General features: G+C 48.6%; 19 protein-coding genes. 9 read left to right on the top strand and 10 right to left on the bottom strand.

Annotation, left to right across the window (positions count from 1 at the left end):
* Nucleotides 1-148 precede the first annotated feature (148 nt).
* On the bottom strand, nucleotides 149-1,786 hold the full coding sequence (locus tag ACYQ2M_RS14525; RefSeq protein WP_459917082.1) for a nickel-dependent hydrogenase large subunit: 1,638 nt from the start codon (nucleotides 1,784-1,786) through the stop codon (nucleotides 149-151).
* 163 nt (nucleotides 1,787-1,949) lie between these two features.
* A complete protein-coding gene (locus tag ACYQ2M_RS14520; RefSeq protein WP_459917081.1) occupies nucleotides 1,950-2,897 on the bottom strand; it encodes a hydrogenase small subunit in 948 nt (315 codons plus the stop codon).
* 965 nt (nucleotides 2,898-3,862) lie between these two features.
* Here ACYQ2M_RS14520 and ispG point away from each other — a divergent pair.
* The 3 genes from ispG (at nucleotide 3,863) to ACYQ2M_RS14505 (ending at nucleotide 8,759) form a co-directional block, all read left to right on the top strand.
* Nucleotides 3,863-4,951: a flavodoxin-dependent (E)-4-hydroxy-3-methylbut-2-enyl-diphosphate synthase gene (ispG, locus tag ACYQ2M_RS14515; RefSeq protein WP_459917080.1), complete on the top strand. Its 1,089-nt coding sequence runs from the start codon at nucleotides 3,863-3,865 to the stop codon at nucleotides 4,949-4,951.
* Nucleotides 4,952-6,460: a proline--tRNA ligase gene (gene proS / locus ACYQ2M_RS14510; RefSeq protein ID WP_459917079.1), complete on the top strand. Its 1,509-nt coding sequence runs from the start codon at nucleotides 4,952-4,954 to the stop codon at nucleotides 6,458-6,460.
* A gap of 139 nt (nucleotides 6,461-6,599) precedes the next feature.
* Nucleotides 6,600-8,759, top strand: coding sequence for a RelA/SpoT family protein (locus ACYQ2M_RS14505; protein WP_459917078.1), 2,160 nt, complete (start codon nucleotides 6,600-6,602; stop codon nucleotides 8,757-8,759).
* Here ACYQ2M_RS14505 and rpmB read toward each other — a convergent pair.
* From rpmB to trxA, 4 genes are all read right to left on the bottom strand, one after another.
* Nucleotides 8,756-8,947: a 50S ribosomal protein L28 gene (gene rpmB, locus ACYQ2M_RS14500; RefSeq protein ID WP_459917077.1), complete on the bottom strand. Its 192-nt coding sequence runs from the start codon at nucleotides 8,945-8,947 to the stop codon at nucleotides 8,756-8,758. The genes ACYQ2M_RS14505 and rpmB overlap by 4 nt on opposite strands.
* 320 nt (nucleotides 8,948-9,267) lie before the next feature.
* A complete protein-coding gene (locus tag ACYQ2M_RS14495) occupies nucleotides 9,268-9,945 on the bottom strand; it encodes an outer membrane protein assembly factor BamD (protein WP_459917076.1) in 678 nt (225 codons plus the stop codon).
* A complete protein-coding gene (gene trxB, locus ACYQ2M_RS14490; protein ID WP_459917075.1) occupies nucleotides 9,942-10,877 on the bottom strand; it encodes a thioredoxin-disulfide reductase in 936 nt (311 codons plus the stop codon). Before trxB ends, ACYQ2M_RS14495 begins: the two co-directional genes overlap by 4 nt.
* On the bottom strand, nucleotides 10,877-11,212 hold the full coding sequence (trxA, locus tag ACYQ2M_RS14485; RefSeq protein WP_459917074.1) for a thioredoxin: 336 nt from the start codon (nucleotides 11,210-11,212) through the stop codon (nucleotides 10,877-10,879). Before trxA ends, trxB begins: the two co-directional genes overlap by 1 nt.
* 428 nt (nucleotides 11,213-11,640) lie before the next feature.
* Here trxA and purN point away from each other — a divergent pair, with 428 nt between their 5' ends.
* On the top strand, nucleotides 11,641-12,363 hold the full coding sequence (gene purN, locus ACYQ2M_RS14480) for a phosphoribosylglycinamide formyltransferase (protein WP_459917073.1): 723 nt from the start codon (nucleotides 11,641-11,643) through the stop codon (nucleotides 12,361-12,363).
* A gap of 239 nt (nucleotides 12,364-12,602) precedes the next feature.
* On the opposite strand, the gene ACYQ2M_RS14475 is transcribed toward purN, so the two are convergent.
* Nucleotides 12,603-13,787: a TraB/GumN family protein gene (locus ACYQ2M_RS14475; protein ID WP_459917072.1), complete on the bottom strand. Its 1,185-nt coding sequence runs from the start codon at nucleotides 13,785-13,787 to the stop codon at nucleotides 12,603-12,605.
* A 180-nt stretch (nucleotides 13,788-13,967) separates the two neighbouring features.
* Here ACYQ2M_RS14475 and ACYQ2M_RS14470 point away from each other — a divergent pair, with 180 nt between their 5' ends.
* Nucleotides 13,968-14,150, top strand: a complete 183-nt coding sequence (locus ACYQ2M_RS14470) for a conjugal transfer protein TraB (protein WP_459917071.1) — start codon at nucleotides 13,968-13,970, stop codon at nucleotides 14,148-14,150.
* 97 nt (nucleotides 14,151-14,247) lie between these two features.
* On the opposite strand, the gene polA is transcribed toward ACYQ2M_RS14470, so the two are convergent.
* Nucleotides 14,248-16,932, bottom strand: a complete 2,685-nt coding sequence (polA, locus tag ACYQ2M_RS14465; RefSeq protein WP_459917070.1) for a DNA polymerase I — start codon at nucleotides 16,930-16,932, stop codon at nucleotides 14,248-14,250.
* Nucleotides 16,933-17,020: 88 nt separating this feature from the next.
* Between polA and ACYQ2M_RS14460 the strand changes: the two genes are divergently transcribed.
* Nucleotides 17,021-17,239, top strand: a complete 219-nt coding sequence (locus ACYQ2M_RS14460; protein ID WP_459917069.1) for a hypothetical protein — start codon at nucleotides 17,021-17,023, stop codon at nucleotides 17,237-17,239.
* Here the strand turns inward: ACYQ2M_RS14460 and hisD are convergent, their stop codons facing one another.
* Nucleotides 17,240-18,547, bottom strand: a complete 1,308-nt coding sequence (gene hisD, locus ACYQ2M_RS14455; RefSeq protein WP_459917068.1) for a histidinol dehydrogenase — start codon at nucleotides 18,545-18,547, stop codon at nucleotides 17,240-17,242. It abuts the gene before it with no gap.
* Between the two features lie 171 nt (nucleotides 18,548-18,718).
* Nucleotides 18,719-19,588 (bottom strand): cation diffusion facilitator family transporter, encoded by an 870-nt coding sequence (locus ACYQ2M_RS14450; RefSeq protein ID WP_459917067.1) that lies wholly within the window; start codon nucleotides 19,586-19,588, stop codon nucleotides 18,719-18,721.
* A gap of 571 nt (nucleotides 19,589-20,159) precedes the next feature.
* Between ACYQ2M_RS14450 and ACYQ2M_RS14445 the strand changes: the two genes are divergently transcribed.
* From ACYQ2M_RS14445 to pylD, 3 genes are read left to right on the top strand one after another with little or no spacing between them, the layout of a single operon-like run.
* On the top strand, nucleotides 20,160-21,395 hold the full coding sequence (locus ACYQ2M_RS14445) for an MFS transporter (RefSeq protein ID WP_459917066.1): 1,236 nt from the start codon (nucleotides 20,160-20,162) through the stop codon (nucleotides 21,393-21,395).
* A 28-nt stretch (nucleotides 21,396-21,423) separates the two neighbouring features.
* The gene (gene pylC, locus ACYQ2M_RS14440; protein WP_459917065.1) at nucleotides 21,424-22,569 is read left to right on the top strand and encodes a 3-methylornithine--L-lysine ligase PylC; all 1,146 of its coding nucleotides are present in this window, start codon (nucleotides 21,424-21,426) and stop codon (nucleotides 22,567-22,569) included.
* The gene (gene pylD / locus ACYQ2M_RS14435; RefSeq protein ID WP_459917064.1) at nucleotides 22,547-23,398 is read left to right on the top strand and encodes a 3-methylornithyl-N6-L-lysine dehydrogenase PylD; all 852 of its coding nucleotides are present in this window, start codon (nucleotides 22,547-22,549) and stop codon (nucleotides 23,396-23,398) included. Before pylC ends, pylD begins: the two co-directional genes overlap by 23 nt.
* Nucleotides 23,399-23,521: the final 123 nt, after the last annotated feature.

The raw sequence follows: 23,521 nt of genomic DNA, 5'->3' as shown, positions 1-23,521 counted from the left end.
TCTTAAGCTATTTGGCCTTTGATGCAACGCAGTACATGGGCAAAAGGCAGGTTGTTTCGTTCAAGTTCTTTCATCTGCGGTCGTTAAGGCCTTCGCCCTCAGTTAATCTGGTGTATTCAGATCCAGATATGCTGTGCTGCCAATGGCCTTAAATCACCCTGACTTTATAAGTCTCGTTGGTGTGTGGATCAATGACATGCACAGCGCAGGCAATGCAGGGATCATAGGAATGAACGGTTCTTAAAATTTCCAGTGGTTTTGAGGCATCGGCGATGGGGGTGCCGATGAGGGATCGTTCCACAGGGCCTTTGTTGCCCTTGGCATCCGCCGGTCCGAAATTCCATGTGGAGGGAACCACATACTGGTAATTTTTGATTTTACCACCTTCAATTTCTATCCAGTGACCAAGAGCCCCCCTTGGTACATCATTGAGGCCAAACCCCTTGCCCTTGTCCGGCATGGTCCAGGACTGATAGGTCTTTTTATCACCCTTGGAAATATTTGATTTCAGGGTATCAATCCAGCCGCCCATGGCATTTCCAATCAACTGGGTTTCAACGCCCCTTGCGGCGGTTCTGCCCAGGGTGGAAAACAAAGCTTCGGCACCCACACCAAGGGTTTTTAGAACGCCATCCACGGCTGTTTTTGCAGAAGGATCTCCCTTGCCATAGGCCACAAGAACCCTTGCAAGGGGGCCGACTTCTGCTGCAAGACCATCGTATCGAGGGGCTTTAAGCCATGTGTACTGCTTTGCCGTATCGTAACTGGTTTCTCCCTGGATGGGCTTTGTCTCTCCCTCAAAAGGATGTCTGGCGGTTCCCTTCTCATACCATGCCCGGGTCACATCTTCGGTGATCCGTTGGGTGTCCATGGCTTCCACTTCAAGGCCTTTGCGGATGAAACCGGCGGGCATGAGTTTTTCTTTTTCCGCCGCGTCATTGGCAAAATCACCATAGGAAAGGAAGGCGTTATTGTTGCCGCCGATGGCACCCCAGTCCTTGTAGAAGGATGCCACTGCCAGTAGATCCGGTATATATATTTGATCGATGAATTCTGTTGTTTCCTTCCAGATAGCCTCAAACTCGGCAATGCGGGTGACATTGAGGTCTGCCACCGAGGTCACCCCGCCCACCACCAGGAACTGGGGATGGGGATTTTTGCCGCCGAAGATGGCGTGCATGCGGGCGGCCTTTGCCTGGAGCTGCAGGGCTTCAAGGTAGTGGGCCGTGGCAAGCAGATTGGCTTCCGGCGGCATCACATAGGCGGGATGTCCCCAGTATCCATTGTTAAAGGGGCCCAGCTGGCCGCTGGAGACAAAGGTTTTGAGTTTTTCCTGAACACTTTTGAAATATTCGCTTTTCTGGTGACGTCCACTTACATTGGCGGATAGTTTTGCCGTTTTTATCGGGTCTGCACTTAATGCGCTGACAATATCCACCCAGTCCAGTGCGTGGAGATGATAAAAATGAACCAGATGATCGTGTTGGAACTGTGCACCATGCATTAAATTTCGGATGAGACGTGCATTTTCAGGGATGGTGATGTTGCATGCATCTTCCACGGCCTTCACCGAGGCAAGGGCATGAACATAGGTACACACACCGCAGGAACGCTGGACAAAATGGTGGGCATCCCGGGGGTCTCTGCCTTTGAGCATCATTTCAATGCCCCGGAACATCTGCCCGGAACACCAGGCATCTTTTACCTTTCCATTTTCAATTTCCACCTCTATTCTCAGATGGCCTTCGATCCGTGTGATGGGATCGATTACAATTCTTTTACCCATAATAATATCCTCTATATGATGAAATTTTTCGGCTGTTTACAACAAAATTATTTTTTTTGAGGGGGTGAATAGTTTTTGATTTTCCGTTTAATCAGGGTACAACATGTAAAGGATCCCTACCTGGATTCTTAAAACGGTAAATCTTGAATGATGTCTTGGGTTCTCATCCCTCTTCGTAGAACGGTGTCATGGCATCCCAGAAATCAGGCTCACTACACCCAATGCAGGGGTGTCCTGCCTGGATGGGAAAGCTGGTACCGTCATTAAATTTTGCTGTGGGACAATTATTATAGGTTTCAGGTCCTCTGCATCCCATTTTGTAGAGGCAATACCCCATTTCCGCTTCTTTGGAGCCGAATTCCTCAACAAATTCGTCATTTTCAAAGTGCGGCAGTCTGGGACAGCGGTCATGGACGGTGTCTGCGTAGGCAAACAGGGGGCGACCCAGTTCGTCCAGCTCAATCTTTTCCTTGTTGAGATATTTCACAATGGTTGACAACAGATTCAGCGGGTTGGGGGGGCATCCGGGCAGATTGATGGTGGCAACGTCGATGGCATCTTTTACCCCTTTGTACCCGCCAGGGTTGGGAGCAGCCGCCGGGATGCCACCATAGGCGGCACAGGTGCCAAGGGCGATGGTGGCAGCGGCTCTTGGAATAATGGATTTGGCAATTTCCAGAAAGGTTCTGTCTGCCACTTTGCCATAGGAGCCATTGAATTTTGTGGCAATGGAACCCTCCACAACGCATACAAATTTTCCATCATATTTTTCAACGGCATCGTGCAGGGATTTTTCCGCCTGGTGTCCTGCGGCTGCCATGATGGTTTCATGGTATTCCACAGAAATGATTTCAAGGATGATAGCTCCCACATTGGGAGTCCTTAAAAAGGCCTCTGAACACCCGGTACATTCAGCAAAGTGAAGCCAGATGACCGGTGGACGTGGGGCTGCCGCAGCTGTTTCAATGGCATTTACCACCTGGGCTGTGCAGGATATTGACAGGCCCATGGAGGCTGTCAGTGCGGTGCAGTACTTTAAAAAAGCGCGTCTGGAAACCCCTTTTTTTTCCAGATTTTCGTAAAATTGCCGGTTCTCATGTTTTTTTTCCATTGCAACTCCTTGATGCAGTTCAGGTTATAAGTTCGGCATAGGGCCTTGTGGGACGGATCAGTTGTATATTGCAGATTTTCCTGGTTAATGGTTAGGAGATGTCAGTATCAGGAGTCTGTCTTATTAATCTTAGTCGCAATATCGGCCATCAAAATTTGGTGGAGCAATGTGGTCAGGCTTGTGTTATTGAAGGTTGAAGTCTTTTTATCAGGGTTTATCTCTTTGACAAGTGACTGTGCATAAAGATAGTTGTCAATAAAAACTTAATAACGAAAGCCTGGTTCCAGCCAAAGGTAGTAGCCATTTTGACCAAGCCCGCTATTTTATTAATCAGATATGGGTTTTTCTGCTACACGTGTTGTGTCTTAAGTGTCTTTTAATATTTGATAAAATTTTATAGTAAGAGCACAAGAAGAGGCTGGCTGCATATGCAATATCTGCAAAAAATGGTGGGAGCGCATCGTGGTAAAACTGTCTCCTTAATTTATAATGAGTATTTGCGAAGTATGTATCTCGTGGGTTAGCCAAGAAAACTTCTTGATAGATTCGTATTTGTTTATGCAATGTTTGTCAATGAAAAAAACGGTGTTCTTTTTTAATTGCGGGGGGATTTTCCGGGAAAGTGGCTGTGAAATGTATCCGGAAAAACGAACGATATAAAAATATCATACGGCATTGATGGTATTTTCTAACCTTCTTGACATGCCCATTAAACTTGAATATTTATCCATCCTTTGATATTCATGGTCACTGGAAATTTTGACATCCTTTTTTTGCAGTTTGGGAGTTTCTGGGCCAAGGCGCCGTGGTGAATGACTCCACCCCAAGGTGGCCGAAGTAGTGACTAAGCCCGATGGGTATTTAAGGGGGGTACCTTAACTTGGCTTGATCCTTGCGTGGACTACAGGAAAACAGCAGATGGGGAAGTCAACCCTGAACCATGTAAGGCTGCGAGGATAAAAAAAATGAGCTTTGTAAACCCAAGACAGAAAACCCGGCAGATACTGGTTGGCAGCGTACCAGTTGGCAATGGTGCACCCATTGCCGTGCAGTCCATGACTAATACCCCCACCCAGGATGTGGCAGCCACAATAGCCCAGATTGTAGGGTTAACCCGGGCAGGCTGCGAGATTATCCGGGTGGCAGTGCCTGACATGGAAGCGGCCCTGGCCATTAAAAAAATAAAAAAACAAATTGAGATTCCACTCATTGCAGATATACACTTTGATTATCGACTGGCCATGGCTTCCGCCGATGCCGGGGCTGATGCTCTGAGAATAAATCCCGGAAACATCGGTGCGCGTTACAAGGTAAAAGCTGTGGCAGACTGCGCAAAGGAATTGGGTATTCCCATTCGGGTGGGGGTGAATGCCGGTTCCCTGGAAAAGGAGATTATGGCCGCCATGGGTCCCACCGCCGAAGCCATGGTGGAAAGTGCCCTTAAAAATATTTCCATCCTGGAAGACCTTGATTTTAAAGATATTAAAATATCTTTAAAAGCCTCGGATGTGGACCGTACGGTGCAGGCCTACCGGTTGCTTTCAAGGCGGTGCGATGTGCCCTTGCATGTGGGGGTCACCGAGGCCGGAGGGCTCTTTGCCGGTATTACCAAGTCTGCCCTTGGTATCGGGATGCTTCTGGCAGAAGGCATTGGTGATACCATAAGAGTGTCTCTTACCCGTGATCCCGTGGAGGAGATCCGTGTGGGCTGGGAAATTTTGCGGGCGCTTAAAATTCGAAAGCGGGGGCCGGAGCTCATCTCCTGTCCCACCTGCGGCAGATGTAAAATTAACCTGTTTGATATTGCAAGGACCGTGGAAGATGCACTTCTTGACTGCACAACGAACATCAAGGTCGCCATCATGGGATGCGCGGTCAACGGGCCGGGGGAAGCAAAGGAGGCCGACATCGGTATTGCCGGTGGCGACGGACTGGGCATCCTTTTTAAGAAGGGAAAACTTATCAGGAAAGTTAGCCAGGATCGCCTTGTGGCGGTTCTGCTTGACGAAATAAAACAATACGAATCAGAATCTAAATCATCTGGAGGAATGTAAATGGGGAAAAAGGTTACAACAGCAATTAAGCCAACAAGAGAAGAAGATTACCCTATGTGGTACCAGGAGGTGGTGAAAGCCTCTGAAATGGCCGAAAAATCCCCTGTCAGGGGGTGTATGGTAATTCGTCCCTGGGGATACACCCTGTGGGAAAACATTTCCTCTCAGTTGGATGAAATGTTTAAGGAAACCGGGGTTAAAAACGCCTATTTTCCTCTATTTATTCCCTTGAGTTATCTGGAAAAAGAGGCCGAGCATGTGGAAGGCTTTGCCAAGGAATGTGCCGTTGTTACCCACCATAAGCTGGAGCAGGGAGAAAACGGAAAACTGGTGCCCGCAGGTGAACTTGCTGAACCTTTGATTGTCCGTCCCACCTCGGAAACCATCATCGGAGAATCCATGTCAAAGTGGGTGTCAAGTTATCGGGACCTGCCGGTGCTGCTCAATCAGTGGGCCAACGTGGTTCGATGGGAAATGCGTACTCGGATTTTCCTGAGAACCAGCGAATTCCTCTGGCAGGAAGGCCACACGGCCCACGCCACGGAAGAAGAGGCAAGGGAACGCACCTTGATGATGCTCAATCTGTACACCAAGTTTGTGGAGGAATGTCTTGCCATGCCCGTGATTCGGGGAAGCAAGACCCCGTCGGAGCGATTTCCTGGGGCCGTTGACACCATGTGCATTGAAGGCATGATGCAGGATAAAAAGGCCCTCCAGGCAGGAACCTCCCATTTTCTGGGACAGAATTTTGCCAAGGGATCGGATATCAAATTTCAGAATGCCGATAAAGAAGAGCAGTATGCCTGGACCACCTCCTGGGGTGTATCCACGAGAATGATCGGCGGGATGATTATGACCCATGGCGATGATGACGGGGTGATCATGCCCCCCCGGGTGGCTCCTGCCCATGTGGTGCTGTTGCCCATTTTCAGAAATGATGAAGAACGCACCGATGTCATGGCCTACACCAATGATCTGGCAACGGCCCTGCGGGGTATTCGTTACCATGGCAGAAAAGTTGTTGTGGAAATTGATGACAGAGACACCGGCGGAGCCAGGGGCTGGGAATGGGTTAAGAAGGGTATACCATTAAGAGCGGAAATTGGACCCAAAGACATGGCCAATGATTCGGTTTTTCTGGGCCGAAGGGATAAGAGCGCCAGGGAAAAGACCGGGGTAAAAAAGGATGCTTTTCTTGGGGGGCTGTGCCAATTGCTGGATGAGATTCAAGATACCTATTTTCAGCGGGCCAAGGCTTTTATGGCGGCCAATACCCTGGAAATTGATGATAACAAGGCTTTTTATGAGTTCTATAAAGCCAGAAACGGCATCCATGGCGGTTTTGCCCTGTCCCACTGGTGTGGCAATGATGCCTGTGAGGCCAAAATCAAAGAGGATCTTTCTGTGACCATCCGGTGTATTCCCTTTGATTCCCCCACGGAAAAAGGCGAGTGCATCTGCTGTGGCAAGCCCAGCAATAAAAGAGTGCTGTTTTCAAAGGCTTATTAACGAAAAAAAGGTTTGGTCACAACATCCGCCAGCAATCATAATGGGCGGGTCAATGGGGTCTGGCTTGTGTTTTTGAGGTCTGACCTCTCCCCAGAACGGCAAATGTTATGACTTAGCACGTAAAAAGGTTCACTGCACTATGATTAGAATCACCGATATAATTGATATTATTGTGGAATATAACCCCGATGCAGATTTCGGTCTCATTGACCGTGCCTATATTTACTCGGCCCGGGTCCATGATGGTCAGGTGCGTCTGTCCGGTGAACCTTATCTATCCCACCCCCTGGAGGTGGCGGCTATTCTGGCCCACATGAAACTGGATGTGGAGAGCATTGCCGCAGGTCTTCTCCACGATGTCATTGAAGATACCCATGCCACACGGGAAGAAATTCAGGAGGTTTTTGGCCCGGGCATTGCCCACATCGTTGCCGGGGTGACGAGTCTGTCGCTTCTCACCGTTTCAGACAGGGTGGTGCAGCAGGCTGAAAGTCTTCGAAAGATGATTCTTGCCATGGCCGATGATATCCGGGTGGTTCTGATCAAGCTTGCCGATCGCCTTCACAATATGAGAACCTTGAAATACCATGAAAACCGAGAAACCCAGGTGATCATTTCCCGGGAAACCCTTGATATTTACGCTCCCATTGCCTCCCGCCTGGGAATTTTCTGGATCAAGCAGGAACTGGAGGATATTGCATTTTACTACAGTCTTCCAGAGGAATACGCGGCCATTGATTCTCTGGTGAACCGGGCCAAGGAAGAAAAAGAAGATTACATTGAGGAAGTTAAGAAAAAACTTACGGAAAAACTGGTTGCTGAGGGCATGGAAAACATGTCCATAAAAGGGCGCTTCAAGCAGCATTACAGTATCTATCAGAAGATGATATCCCAGAATTTGCCCTTTGATCAGGTCTATGACATCATTGCCTTTCGGGTGATTCTTGATCGAAAATCCCAGTGTTACCAGGCCATGGGCGTTATTCATGACATGTGGAAGCCCATTCATTACAAGTTCAAGGATTACATTGGGGTGCCCAAACCCAACCTGTACCAGTCCCTGCATACCACGGTCATGGGTCCCCGGGGGCAGCGGGTGGAGATCCAGCTTCGCACCTGGGAAATGGACAGCATCGCCGAATCGGGAATTGCGGCCCACTGGAGTTACAAAGAGGGTGCCGCCATTGATGAAAAGACGGGAAAAACATTTGCCTGGCTTAGAAATCTGGTGGAAAACCAGGAAGAATCTTCAGATCCGGATGAGTTTCTGGAAAACGTTAAAATTGATCTTTATCCCAATGAAATTTACGTATTTACCCCCGGCGGAGATATCCGTACCCTGCCCAAGGGAGCCACCCCGGTGGATTTTGCCTATCAGGTCCACACGGAAGTGGGAGAGCAGTGCACCGGTGCCCGGGTGAACGGCAGGCTGGTACCCCTGGCTCAGCCCCTGGAAACAGGCAACACCGTGAGTATTATCACCACCAAAGGGCACCATCCCAGTCCGGACTGGCTCAATTTTGTAAAAACAGTGAAAGCCCGCAACAAGATCCGTCACTGGATTAAAACCCAGGAAAAGGAACGCAGCATCACCCTTGGCCGGGAAATGTGTGAAAAGCTTTTCCGTAAAAAGAATCTAAGTTTTAATTCCTTTGTGAAGTCCGGCGAGGTACTTCAGGCCGCAGAATCCTTTGGATTTAAATGCGTGGAGGATCTCATTGCCCAGGTGGGGTTTGGGAAAATTACCCCCCTTCAAATTCTGCATAAAACCCTCCCCGATGAAGAAAAGGAAAAAGAAGATAAGCCGGCATTTCTGGACAGGGGACTGGATGGAAAAAGCAGACGAAGAACCCGGGAAGGCATTGTGGTCAAGGGACTTGATGATATTCTGGTGAAATTTTCAAAGTGCTGTAATCCGCTGCCGGGGGATGCCATTGTGGGTTTTATTACCCAGGGGCAGGGGGTGGCAGTGCATCGAAAAAATTGCGTGAATACCCTGAAAATGAGTCCGGAAAGGAAAATAGAGGTTCAGTGGAGCGAAGATTATACCGAATCTTACCCGGTTAGGATAAGAATTCGCTCCACTGACAGATCGGGGCTTCTGGCCGATGTGGCGTTAACCATTTCCAGGGCTAAAGCCAATATTATCAACGCCCACACGGAAACAAGTGATGACGGGGTCGTTAACAGTTATTTTACCATTGCTGTGGAGAGTACTGCACAACTGGGTAAAATAATATCTGATCTAAAACGGGTGAAACAGGTTAAATCGGTAAAGCGCGTGGTCATTGCCGATTAGGGCGCTTTAACCACGTGGCCTGCCTTGATGCAGCTTGTGCATACATCAATCTTTTTTACCTGTCCTTCATATACTGCTCTCACCCGCTGCAGGTTGGGGTTGAAACGACGCTTGTTAATGTTATGGGCATGGCTGACATTGTTTCCAACCATGGGTTTTTTACCGCATATCTTACATTCTTTAGACATTTTTGTCTTTCTCCTTATTGAAAATAATTAGTGTTTGAACGAAAACTCACCCACCTGCCGCGTTGCTGCACAAGGCTGAAATCCTCACGTACTACAGTACGCTCCGGTTCCAGCCTTGCTTGCCGCCTTGCATCTGGGCAAGTTTTCGTTCAAACACGACTTTTCGGTCAATTACTAATTACCGGAAGTTTCAAAACACATTCCTATACAACAAAAAGAGCGGGATGTAAACAAAAAGCAATTCTGATTTTGCCTTAAAAAATTTTGGGGGTCGTAAAGCACCCCCGGACAGATAAAATCAGTATTGTTTTGTTTACACGCTATTCCTGATTGATTTTTTCCTTGCAAAGGGGGATCTTTTCCAATGCCCTTTTTCCGGACGATGTATCCGGATACACGGCAAACAACGATTCGTATCGTTTTAATGCGGCCTTGTACTGCTTTGTTTTGAAATAATAATCTGCCACATAGGCTTCATGTCCTGCCAGGCTTTCCATGCATTTTTGAATCTTTTTTCGGGCTTTGCCACTCAGGCCATCCTGGGGAAATCTGTCGATAAGGCGTTGAAATTCGGCCATGGCCTTGGCAGCAGGTGTCTGATCCTTGTCCACAGAACGAATTTGATTGTACCAGCACATACCGATGCGATAGATGACAAAGGGAATAGCTTCGTTCCGGGGATGAAGATTTTCAAACTCTTGGTAGGCTGGTATGGCTTCTTCGTAGGCCTCCAGTTTGTAGTGGGAATCGGCAATCTTAAGTTCTGCCAGGATGGCATATTTGCTGAATGGATACCAGTCTCGCAGTGTGGTAAATGAGCGTATGGCATCCCGGTAGTTTTCATTTCTGTAGGCTAAGGTACCTTCCTTTACAAGGGTTTCCGCACTTTTTTCCATTTCCCTGTTTGATTCCTTGAACCAAGAACACCCTGGAAAAGAGAACAAAACAACGGCCATGGTCACAATGGCAGCGATTCTGATAACAGTGGCACTTCTCATGTTGCATCCTTGAGATTCTCAATGAAGTGCTCGGCAGACATGGCTGCAATGGCACCATCTCCAACGGCGGTGGCGATCTGTTTCAGGGGAGTGGTTCTGACGTCCCCTGCGGCATAAACACCGGGGATTGAGGTTTCCATGTGGGCATCGGTGATGATGAATCCCCCTTCATCCATGTCCACACTTCCCTTTGCGTAGGCAGTATTCGGGGTGGTTCCAACCCAGATAAAACAGCCGTCGGCTTTAATGGTGGTCTGTTCATTGGATTTCAAGTTTTTGATATGGACATTCTCTACATTAAAAAAACCGTCCATCCCAGTTACCACAGAATTCCACACCATTTCGATTTTATCATTTTTAAGGGCGCGTTCCTGCAGCACCTTGGTGGCCCTCAGTTCGTCTCTACGATGTACCAGATAAACTTTGCTGGCAAATTTGGTCAGATAAATGGATTCCTGCACCGCCGTGTCACCGCCGCCCACCGCCACAAGGATCTTGTCCCGGAAAAAGGGAGCATCACAGGTGGCACAAAAGGAGACGCCTTTTCCCATGAATTTTGCTTCACCCACATCAAGTTTTCTGGGGGATGCCCCCGATGCAATGATCACCGTCCGGGCTGTGATTGTCTTGCCGCTTGCAAGGTGAATCTTTTTTTCATTCGGGGTCAGACTCAGTGAGGCGATCTCATCGGATTCAATTGTCAGCCCCAGGTTCTTAGCCTGGGCGACCATCTGTTCCCCTAGATCATACCCGGTTATTCCTTCCGGAAAGCCTGGATAATTTTCCACCCAGTCGGTGACGATCACCTGTCCGCCCGGGGAGGCTTTTTCAAAAAGAATGGTATTGAGGCGTGCCCTTGAGGCATACATTCCTGCGGTGAGTCCTGCCGGTCCACCGCCGATGATAACCACATCATAATCTGTATTGGTCATTATCCCTCCTGCAGAACACCCTTTATGGTTTCCTTGAGTTTGCCCTTGGCAACCATGCCGGTAATCTGTTCTGCCACCTCACCGTTTTTAAAGAAAATCAGCGTGGGAATGGCTTTTATGCCGTATTTACTGGGGGTCAGGGGATTTTCATCCACATTGACTTTTACAAAATTCATTTTTTCACCATAAATTCCTTCCAGTTCATCCACAATGGGGGCAATGGCCCTGCAGGGACCGCACCAGGGAGCCCAGAAATCCACCATGACCGGCTTGTTTGCCTTGAGCACTGCGGTTTCAAATGAATCATCGTCTATTTCAACTATATTTTTTGCCATCAAACTGTCTCCTTGTTTGGGATTATTACATGAAACTCCGATCAAGGTCCTGTCATTATGAAGTTTCAAACGTTGTCAGGGCAGCCGGTCCTGCCATGGATGTCGTATACGAAAAAACTTTTTTGTAAATATAGGGTTTTGGATTTGCTTTGTCAATAAATGAAAAAACCTTCCCGGGTTGCCAAAATGGGGGGGCAATGGTATTGAAGTCTACCATGGACAAGCTATTTGGGGGCTTGATCACAACATCGGCCACGTTGGGGAGGGGGCAGACTTGGGTTGTTGGGATTATCGGTGCTTTTGGCGTTTGCGCAGGCGGTGCAATGATAACGCCAATAACACACGCTTTACCCCGTTGACCCAATATCTGTGACGAGTGGCTCATGTTATGATCAATCCCCTGTTTTTTATCAGAAAAGGAAGACATAATGGGAAAGAAATTAAAAATAGGTGCGTTGATATCCGGTGGAGGAACTAATCTGCAGGCCATCATTGATGCATGTAAACTGGGACGTATTGATGCACACTTGATGTTCACCGGCTCGGATACCCCCGGAGTAAAAGGTCTTGATCGGGCAAAATCAGCTGGCATTGATACCTTTGTGGTGGATTATAAAAAGATTATAGAAACATTAAAGAAAGATCCCCATGGCCTGGCATTGCCGGAAGATTTTGATCTGGAAGCTGTCCGTGCCAGCCAGACACTTTTTCAGGCTTCTGCCGACCCCGGGAAGGTTACGGCATTTCTGCGGTCTCGGGCCGTGGCCGAAAGGGCTCTGCTGGATCACATTCTCCCCTATGACATTGATCTGCTGGTGCTGGCAGGTTTTATGCGGACCCTTACCCCGTATTTTATAGATCGCATTAATACCGTGCCGGGAAAATGGAAAATCATGAACATTCATCCGGCATTGCTTCCCTCGTTTCCCGGCACTGACGGGTATGGGGATACCTTTCGCCATGGGTGCAAGGTGGGGGGGTGCACAGTTCATTTCATCGATTATGGTGAGGACACCGGCCCCATCATCGGCCAGCGGGCCTTTGATATCAACGATGACGACACTCTGGAAACGGTGAAAAAAAAAGGGCTGGCCCTGGAGTGGGCACTCTATCCGGAATGCATCCAAAAATTTGCTGAAAATAAAATTTAACCTAAAAGTTGCAAGCCTTATTTGGGCCGGGTATGCAAGGCAACAGGCATGTTGCTGTAGTGGACTACCGTACATGCCTGGTAACGCAGCAGATTCGGTCAAATAAGGTTCCCGAATGGTTCATGGCTTTTGCATTTTGAATGCCCATAATCATGGTGAGTGGACAATGGAAGAAGAATTTTCATAAGTCTTTTAAATAATCGTTAGATAATTCAAGGCCATGAATGCAACTTTTAGGTTTAATGCATTGCCCTGAGCATGAGCGGGATGGCCGTCATGGTGCCGATGGTGCTGCCAAGGTTGGTGAACACCACCACGAGCAGAATCCGGGTTACATTGTTTCGCCAGAATCCCCGGATGGAAAGAATATCCCCGGGGATGGACTCCAGATCCCTTACCTTGGGCTTCCGGGACATGGCCTCCACAAGTCCTGATACCCATCCTGCTGCAATCATGGGGTTAAGAGAGGTGATGGGGGCTGCCACAATGGCTGAAAGGATGGTGTAGGGATGGGCCAGGGCCACAATGGCACCTATGCCTGCAAAAATACCGTTGGCAGTGATCCACAGCCAGATCATGTCGGTGCCGGCATCCGCCCCCTTCATGAAAAATCCCACAGCCATGAGCAATACTATGGCACCGGGAAGCAACCATTTTAGAACCTTGCCTATTTTACCCGCTGGGGGGATATTTGTCAGATCATCGGTGTCAATGGTTGTCACTGCGGCCAGATGTCTCTTGATGCCGGGGGCATGACCGGCCCCCACCACGGCCACAATGCGTTGTCCCGGGGCGCTTTTTATTTTGGCAGCAAGGAATTGGTCCCGCTCGGCAATGAGCACCTTTTCCATGATGGGATGGGATTTTTTTACATCGGCAAGCAGACTCTGTAGAAGATCTTCCTGCTTCATCTGTTCAATTTCTTCTTCTGTGATTTCGTCGGAACTGCCCATGGAAAGCATCAGCTGGAACATCAGCTTTATTTTTTCCCAGGTGCCCATGTTTCGCCATACCCTTGTCAGGGTTATCTGGATTTCCCGATCCGCAGGGATGAGGACGGCACCTTCTTTCTTTGCAGCATCAATGGCGTTGATCATTTCCTGTCCGGGCTTGATATCGAATTTTTCTGCAATTTTTTTCTGAAAAGAGGCCAACATCAGGTTCATCAAGACAAGCATGGCCTTTTTTTCCTTGATGACCTTTACAATGTCCATGTTTCGCCAGCTCTCGTTGTCCCGGATGGATTTCAGTCGGGAATCACATAGCTCCACACACACGGTGTCGGGTTTTTCCTGGTGGATGATCTCTGTTACAAGCCGAGCACTTTCCCGGGAGACATGGGCTGTGCCAATGAGGATAATTTCTTTACCGTCCAGGTGGATTCTGTCAATCATTGCATCTTTATGCTGCTCATTTATTTCCATTAAAATGGGTTTCCTTGGGGTGAAGCAAGGTCTTTCAAGACCGTTGTGTGTAAAAAAGTCGATTTTATCGATGATAAACAGGCACGAATAATAACCATTTTTTCTGTTTTGGCAACTGAAATCAGTCCATATCAACCCGCGGGCTTGACCAAGTGAAAAATCTCTGGTATCAGGGAAGCCATGAAATCAATAGACGAACAGATACTTAGAACCACCAAAGAAATCGTGGTTAAATTCATTGAGATGGGGCGGCTTTCCCCCACCAGCATCCATGAATCCTTTGTGGATATTCATCGGACGGTGTCAGACACCGTTAAGGGTTCGATTAAGGACAATACCGGGTCACCAGAATCCGGACAATAGCTGCATCCGTCCTCAATCATGCCGCCCTGGGCTGATTTGAATAAATCTTACCCCACTTCAACATTTCGGTGATGTGGCCAGGGATTGGTTTTTCATATCAATGGGCCTCGGCCCAGCTGCTCCCCACATCCATGTTCACCTTTAGGGGAACCTTGAGATCAAAAACTGTTTCCATGACATCCCGGGCCAGGGCCATAAGGGCGTCCACCTCTTTTTTCGGTACTTCAAATAAAATTTCATCGTGCACGGACAACAGCATGCGCGATGCCATTTTTTTGTCCAGCAGAGCCTTTTCCATGCGGATCATGGCAAGTTTGATCAGATCTGCTGCACTGCCCTGGATCGGGGTGTTGATGGCCATTCTTTCGGCAAATCCCCGCATGTTGGCATTGGCGGCATTGATGTTCTCCAATCGCCTTTTTCTGCCAAGCAGGGTGGAGACCTCCCCGGTTTCTTTTGCCTTTGCAATGGTGGTGTCAATGTAGGTTTTAACACCTGAATATCGTGCAAAGTAGTTGTCAATGTAAGTCTGGGCCATTTTTCGGCTGATGCCCAGTTCCTTGCTGAGTTTAAAGGCCCCCATGCCGTATACAATACCGAAATTGATGGCCTTGGCCTGACGGCGAAGTTCCGGGGTGATGAATCCGGGCAGAGCATTGAATACTTCGGTTGCCGTTCGTGTATGAATGTCTTCGTCACGGGTAAAGGCATCAATGAGGATGGCATCTTCGGCACAATGGGCCAGGATGCGCAGCTCAATTTGGGAATAGTCCGCCGCCACCAGCACATGGCCTTTATCTGGTATAAAAGCGGCTCTGATCTCTTTGCCCTCCGAGGTGCGGATGGGGATGTTCTGAAGATTGGGATCGGAGCTGCTCAAACGACCTGTGGCAGTGATGCTCTGGTTAAACGAGGTGTGAATCCGGCCGGTCTGGGGGTGAATCAGCTGTTGCAGGGCATCGGTGTACGTGGATTTAAGCTTTCCAAGGGACCGGTGACGTACAATCAGGGCTGGCAGTTCATGGGACTGGGCAAGGATTGTCAAAACATCAATGTCCGTGGAGTAACCGGTTTTCTTCTTGGTTTTTTTCTGCACCGGCAACTGGAGTTTTTCAAACAAAATGGTTCCAAGCTGCTGGGAAGAATTAATGTTGAACCGTTCTCCAGCCAGGGAAAAAATTTTTTCTTCAATGGTTGCAAGTTCCTGTTCAAAGGTGGCGGAAAGGTGAGCTAATTTGTCTTTATCCACCTTTATGCCCACCATTTCCATGTGTGCCAGCACCGATACCAGGGGCATTTCAATGTCCTGCATCAGGGGAGAAAGATCATTTTCCAGGATCCGTTCTTCCAGGATCTGACTGGCCAGCAGGGTGATGTCGGCATCTTCGGCTGCATAATCCACGGCTTTTTCAATTTCCACCTCGTTGAAGGTGATCTGGTTTTTTCCCTTACCCACCATGTCTTCGTATTTGATGGTTTTATGGCCGAGCAGGGTCAGTGCGATGTGGTCCAGGCTGTGTCCCCGATGGGAGGGAGTGAGCAGATGGGAGGCAATCATGGTGTCAAAGATCATGCCCTGCATGGAAATGCCGCAACGGAACAGCACAATATAGTCATACTTGATGTTCTGGCCCAACTTGTGAATGGTTCGATCTTCCAGCAGAGGTTTGATCAGATCCAGCACCAACCCACGATCCGGCTGTACAAATTTTTCATTGCCAAAGGTGACATGGCCCAGGGGAATGTAACAGGCGTGATGGGGCTTGTAAGAAAAGGAAATGCCCACAAGTTCAGCCAGCATGGGGTGCTGGGAGGTGGTTTCTGTGTCAATGGCAAATCGACCGGCCTGTCTGGCCTGGTTTAGCTCCTTTTTTATGTCGTTAAGGTCTGTGAGGCAGATGTAGGTTTTTTTAATGGGGGCTGCTTGGGGGGTGAATTCTTCCTGGAGTTGCCTGAATTCGAGGGTTTTAAATAAAGTGGACAGAGTCTGGGTGTCCGGATCAACGGCTTTAAAATCTTCAATAACAAAGGGGATATTCACGTGCTGATCAATGGCCACCAGCCGTCGACTTAAAAATGCCTGCTCTTTGTTGTCTGACAGTTTCTTGTGCAGGGCTTTTTTACCCTTGAGTTCATCTAAATGATCATAGATGCCCTGAATGGAGCCATGATCTTTTAATAGTTTCATGGCGGTTTTGGGCCCCACCCCGGGAACCCCGGGAATATTGTCCGAGGTATCTCCGGCAAGGCCTAACATGTCAATGATCTGGGTGGGGGTAAGGTTAAAGTCTTGTTTTATGGCTGCTTTGTCAATGGTCTTTTCCTTCATGGGATCATAGATGACGCAGTGGTCGGTGACCAGCTGCATGAAATCCTTGTCTCCGGTGACCATGATGGTTGAAAATCCCTTTTCTTCGCCCAGGCGGGCACAGGTACCGATGAGATCATCGGCCTCAAATCCTTGTTTTTCCACAATGGGGATGCCAAAGGCGGTGACCACCTCTTTGATCCAGGGGATCTGCTGGGCCATGTCTTCGGGCATGGGGGGGCGGGTGGCCTTGTACTGATCATACATTTCATGGCGAAAGGTGGGGCCTTTGACATCAAAGAACATGGCAATATAGTTGGGAGTTCTTTCCTTTATCAGTTTTAAAAGCATTCGGGTGAACCCGAAGGTGGCATTGGTGGGAAGACCCTTGGAGTTGGACAGGTTGCGAATGGCGTGGAATGCCCGGTAAAGGTAGGCACTGCCGTCAATGAGAAAGAGTTCTTTTTTTTTCATGCTGGTATTTTCCTTGGGGGAATCTCATAAAAAACTTCAAAAATAAAGGTAAAACCTGTATAACCATTCCTTTTCAACAGGAGGAAATATGACCGAAGTATCTGAAAATCGAAAGGAAAAGAGGCGCAGCAAAAGAGTGCATCTCTGCCACTGCTGTGGCAGAGAATTTAAATTCTGCTGGAACTGCCGGTGCGGATTTTCCATCTGTCAGGAGTGCATGTATGAAAACGAATGGGGCATGACATGCAACGGGATTACCTGGGAATGCCCGGACTGCAGTGAGCAGAACGGATTCGGCAATCAATGATCATACCTGATTTTGCCTTCTTACCTTGATGGCCCGGGCATGGGCATCCAGCCCTTCGGTTTCCGCCAGGGTGACAATATTTTCGGCTTCGGCCATGAAGGCTGACCGGGAGTAGTTAATGAGGCTGCTTTTTTTGGTGAAGTTATCCACACCGAGGGCCGAGGAAAATCGTGCGGTTCCTGCTGTGGGTAATACATGGTTGGGGCCTGCTATGTAGTCCCCCACAGGTTCCGGGGTGTAGGGACCGACAAATATGGCCCCGGCGTTTCTTATGCGGTCAAGGTATTCAAAGGGCGAATCCACCACCAGTTCCAGATGTTCCGGTGCCAGGCGGTTGGCAAGATCAATGGCTGTTTCAATGTCAGGAACCACCATGGCTGCACCGAAATCCGCCATGGACCGGCTGGCAATATCCTTTCTGGAAAGGGTTGTTAGCTGTGCGTTTACGGCCTGTATTGTGGCAGTGGCAAGTGCTTTTGAATCGGTTATGAGAATGGCCGAGGCCATGACATCGTGTTCGGCCTGGGACAGCAGATCGGCTGCCAAAAATTCCGGGTTTGCAGTTTTGTCTGCAATGATGAGAATCTCACTGGGGCCTGCAATCATGTCTATGCCCACAGTGCCGGAAACAATTTTTTTGGCCAGGGTGACATAGATGTTGCCGGGCCCCACGATGACGTCCACCCGGGGTACCTGTTCGGTTCCGTGGGCCATGGCCCCGATGGCCCACGCACTGCCGGCTTTGAATACCTGGTCAATGCCCACTTTTTTGGCCGCTGCCAGCATGTGGGGGTTGATGGTACCGTCGGCCATGGGGGGTGTCATGAGAACAAGGGTTTTAACCCCTGCCACCTTGGCTGGAATGCCTCCCATGAGCACCGATGACACCAAGGGGGTTTTACCACCCTTGGCACCGGGGGCATAGATACCTGCCGCATCCACGGGTCTTACAAGTTGCCCCACCATTACCCCTGATCTGGGGGTATCAATCCATGATTTTTCTTTCTGCTGTTGATGAAACTGTGTCAGCTGGGCCACGGCACGATCCAGGGCCTTTAAAAAAGCCTCATCCACCTTAGTCATGGCCTGGTCGAATTCGGCATCGCTGACCTTGAGGGTTTCAAGGGTGACGCTCTTGGAATCAAATTGTCGGGTGTAATCCACCAGGGCATCGTCTCCCCTGTCTTTTACATCTTTGATATAGGCCTGTACGTTTTTGTAATCCGCCTCGGTGTAGCCAAGGCCCCTTTCTATGGTGTCATAAATTTTTTTTTCACCCTCTGTTGAGGGGTATTGGTATATCTGCATTTTAAATAAACCCTTTTTTTGCAAGTGCGGGTGAGCATGTTCTGAGTTGCTGTGTTCATGGTTTTAACAAGCTGGTAAAGTCCACTATAATACCCTCAATATTAGTGGAATTGCAACCTGCAAAAAAACAATTATCTGGGGGTTATCCAGCGCTGAAGTGTGAATCTTGCCTTAAGGGTTTAATTCCCGGGTGGGGTGATAATGGACATAAACTCGCCTCATGGGATCAATCTCATCAATGAGAATTTTTTCCACCCGGGTGGCAATGTGATCCCCCTGGGCTACGGTGAGGCAAGCATTGACTCCTATGGTGATATTGGCCACAAGGTAAGGCCCGAATCTGTGGGTCTTTATCTCTTCCACCTGTTCAACCTCTTTTACCGTTGCAATGAGATTTTTTATCTGATTCCCCAGGGTTTGACCCGGAACTGTGTCCATGAGTTCCCCTGCCGCGTCCCGGAGAATTTCAATACCGGTGTGCAGGATAATCAAAGAGACAATTGCCCCTGCCAAAGGATCAATCCAGGCATGGCCCATACGCCCGAAAAAAATACCAGCGGTGGCAGCCAGGGAGGCAAATACATCATTTCGATGATCCGCTGCCAGGGCAATGACTGCAGTATTTTTTGTCTGTGCGCCGATGGCCCGGGTCCAGGCGGTGAGGCAAAGTTTTAACCCCACAGTGAAAAGAGCCACCCACAATGCCTGGATGCTTGCCCCTGATGACAATTCCTGGGTCGATATAATTTCATAAATGGTATTTATACTGTTCCAAAAAATGGCAATGGCCGTGGAAATTACAAAGGCCCCAACAACCACGGCGGCGATGCTTTCCATCTGTTCATGGCCATAGGGATGTTCATGGTCTGCAGGTTTTCCTGAAAGGCGCATGAATATGTTCACGGCAATGCCATAGGCCACATCCGAGGTGGAATTGATGCCATCTGCCAGCAGGGCCGGGCTGTGGCCCACAATACCAATGGTGGTTTTCACAAGTGCAAGAAAGGTATTGGCTATCAATCCCACATTGACGGCCCTCATTCCTTTTTGTCGTCTTATTTGTTTTTGTTCGGTGTTGATGCTTTTTCCCCTTAGGCGTAAAACAAGTGCGTCCTAAATAAAAATATAAAAAAAGTTCTAAATGCCTCTGATTCCAGTATGTATTTGATTTATCATAAAAAAATATTTTGAGTGCAAGGAATTATCGATAAAAAACCAAACAAACGCAAGCAAAAAAATCGTAATAAGACCAAAAAACGAAATTGGAAAGAGTAATTGTTATCCATGCTTCAGGTGCCTAATATTCATTGTGAAAGCGATGGTTGCTATCAAGGAATACCCTATGAAGATATTGCTGTTATTTTTTTGAACTCAATTTATTATCGTTGTTTTTAGGAAATAAGACCCTGAAACATAGCATGAGCTTTTTTGATTTGACTTCATGCTTTTTGATTGATAAAAAATGAAATTTTACTGTGTGCTTTGAAATGAACCATGACGTCATTTTTGATTGCTGTTGTAATAATCCGGTTTTTCATGACACCAGTTCTTCTCATCATTAAAAGAAGATGAAGGAAGAATGCTTAAGCACAAATAACAGGACATTATTTCCATGACAAGCCAGCTAACTGTGGCAAGCCGGGTCAAGGCCAATATTTTCAGGCTTTACATTATTAAAATATCCAAATGGCTCATGCTCACCATGCCTGTTGTCTTTCTTTTTTACCGGGAAAATGGCCTTGGCACCCAGGAGCTCTTTATTCTAAAAGCGGTTTACTCCGTAGCCATTGTGCTGATGGAGGTTCCCTCGGGATATTTTGGGGATATGTGGGGCCGTAAAAAATCTCTGGTGCTGGGCAGCTGTTTGGGGTTTGCCGGGTTTGCCCTTTATAGTGTTTCCAATGGTTTCTGGGGATTTCTGGTGTGTGAAATCATTCTGGGGGTGGGTCAGAGTTTTATTTCCGGGTCCGATTCGGCTATTTTATATGATACCCTGCTGTGGGCGGACAGCGAAAAAAAATATTTAAAAATCGAGGGACGGCTGATTTCCATTGGAAATTTTGCCGAAGCCATTGCGGCACCCATTGGGGTTCTTCTTGCGGTGATTTCCCTTCGGACTACTTTTTATTGTCAGGCCGTGGTGGCCTTTACCGCCATTCCGGCGGCCCTTTATCTGTTTGAACCCCACCGCATGGACAATGGTCAGCAGAAGGGATTTCGCCATATTTTTGCCATTGTACGTTATGCACTTGTGCGCAACGGTGCCCTTAAATGGAACATCATCTTTTCTTCCGTCATGGGAACCGCCACCTTGACCATGGCGTGGTTTGTTCAACCCTATTTGGTCTTTCTTGCCATTCCCCTGGGGTTTTATGGAGTCATTATCCCTGTATTGAATTTAACCACCGGTTTTACGGCCATGCATGCCCACCATCTGGAAAAAAGACTGGGAATGGCCGGGATGGTGTTTTTCATTGCCATATCCATCGGTTGCGGTTATCTGTTCCTTGGGGTTTTTACCGCTGCATGGGGTATTGTATTTCTTTTCCTGTTCTACATACTAAGAGGGATTGCAACCCCAGTGTTGAGAAACTATATCAATGAGATTACCCCGTCGGAAATCCGGGCCACGGTGCTGTCTGTCAGAAGTCTGACCATCCGGCTCTCTTTTGTCATTATCGGGCCTGTACTTGGGTGGCATGCGGATGTTGTGGGGGTGCCCTTTGCGTTTTGTATCGGGGGCGGACTTTTTCTGATTACCGGTGTCTGGGCGGCCCTGATGCTGGTGCGTGAACAAAAGCACAGGACCATTTTGTCCCATATTAAAGAGCCGCTAACCCAGCCATGAGTGTTGAAGCAATGTTGGAGGTATATGTATGATCGTTGGTATTGCAGGGGGGAATCTTCAGGGGGTGGAGGCTTCTTATCTGGCTTCCCGGGCGGGTTGGACAACCCATGTGGTGGACAGACGAGCCCATATTCCTGCTTCGGGTCTTTGTGACCATTTTTCTCAGTGTGACGTGGCCGATGATGAGGCATTGTCAAAGGCTTTTCAATATGTGGATTTTATTGTGCCTGCTCTGGAAAACCAGGCGGCCCTGGACAGTTTGGTGATATTCAGCAAAAAATATGGGATTCCCCTGGCCTTTGATGCCGATGCCTATGCCATTTCTTCATCCAAAGTGACATCTGATGCCCTTTTCCATAAAAAAAATGTCCCGGCACCTATGCCCTGGCCCCTGTGCGGTTTTCCAGCCATTGGAAAGCCCGACAGTGCCAGTGGCAGTCATGGGGTTACCCTTTTTCCGGATTCCCAGGCCTATGAAAAGTTTTTGGCAACATTCGGTAAAGCTCCGGATGTTCTCCAGGCATATGTGCAAGGCCCATCCTATTCCATGGAGGTCATGGGAATGCCGGGGCACTACATTGCCCTGCAGACCACGGAGCTTTTCATGGACGACATCCATGACTGCTGCCGTGTGACGGCACCGGTGCCTTTTTCCCGGGACCTTGAAGATGAACTTATCCGGATATCCCTGGAACTTGCCCGGGCAGTTAATTTAAAGGGCATTATGGACGTGGAGGTGATTTTGCATCAGGGGCAGCTGAAAGTCCTGGAAATCGATGCCCGTCTGCCCAGCCAGACACCCACGGCGGTGTTTCATTCCACCGGCATTAATATGATGTCTGTACTGGGGGAAATTTTTGTGCATAAAACCCTTAGTGCACCGGTGGTGCCGGTGGCTCCGCTATGGGTGAGCTATGAGCATGTTGCCGTTTCAAACCAAAAGGTGCGGTGCCAGGGTGAGCACATCATGTCCATTGATGCTCCTTTGCAGATGGTACCAGGTCTGTTTGGTGCAGATGAAGTAATCACAAATTATCAGCAGGGAAAAAGTCAATTTGTAGCCACACTGATAAACAAAGCATCAACTGAAGACGCACTGGCACAGAAGCGCCAAGCGGTTTTTAATGCCATTGCCAGGGGGGAGACCTGTTATGACCCGTTTAAAAACCTGTGATATTGACACCATTGCTGGAAATTTGAACAGATACAATGTCGAACTTATTGAAAAAACAGGGCAATCACTTCTGGGTGTGGCCTGCCACGCCTGTGGACGTCAACTCTCTGACATTACCCCATTGATGGAAAAATTTACGGTGGGGGTGGTGCCCGTCACAGCCGGGCAGGGCATCATTACCACCTTTTCCCATACGGTGAAATCTATCCTGGCTTACCTTGGTTTTCCGGCATCTGTCACTGAAGCTACGGATACAGCAGGGCTGGCGGAGGCTTTTGAAGCTGGGGTGCGGGGAATAATGATGTCCGATGACAGCCGGTTTGTGGCCCTGAATCTGAACGCCCAAAGGGTTGTTGATAATTCCGTATTCACTGGCAGAGGATATGCCGCAGCCCTGGACCTAATGGCCGGGGGGCTCAAAGGAAAAACCGTAGGGGTGGTGGGTTGCGGACCCGTGGGTAGTGCATCGGCCGGATGGTTGATGGATGCAGGTGCCCATGTGGTATTGTATGATGTTGTTGCCCCGGCGGCCCGGCGACTCAGAGACCTTTTGTCAGCCTCTGTGGGCACTGATTCTGGTAACAAATTGTCCCGTATTTCTGTGGCAGGCGAAAATGGGGTCCCTGCGCTTCACCAGGTAAGATACCTCCTTGATGCCACACCCGTGGCAAATGCCATCCCGGATACAGCTCTTTCTGACACGACTTGGCTGGCGGCTCCGGGGGTTCCCCTGGGGATTTCTCCCACAGGATATAAAAAAATTGCCAGCCGTTTGGTCCACGATAAGCTGGAAATAGGAGTGGCCAGCATGGCGGTTGCAATGCTGTGATCGATTTCTGATTTGAATTGGATTCCGGGGAGGTCCTGGCTTTTTTGTTGACACCTTTTACTGGCTGCTCAAGTTTTTGTTTGTCGATTTTGCGAAAACGGGATCTGGCTTGTCTTGTTGGCG

This window comes from Desulfocicer niacini (genome assembly GCF_054657595.1).
The sequence above is the reverse complement of the archived record's forward strand: the minus strand, read 5'-3'. Positions and strand labels throughout refer to the sequence as shown.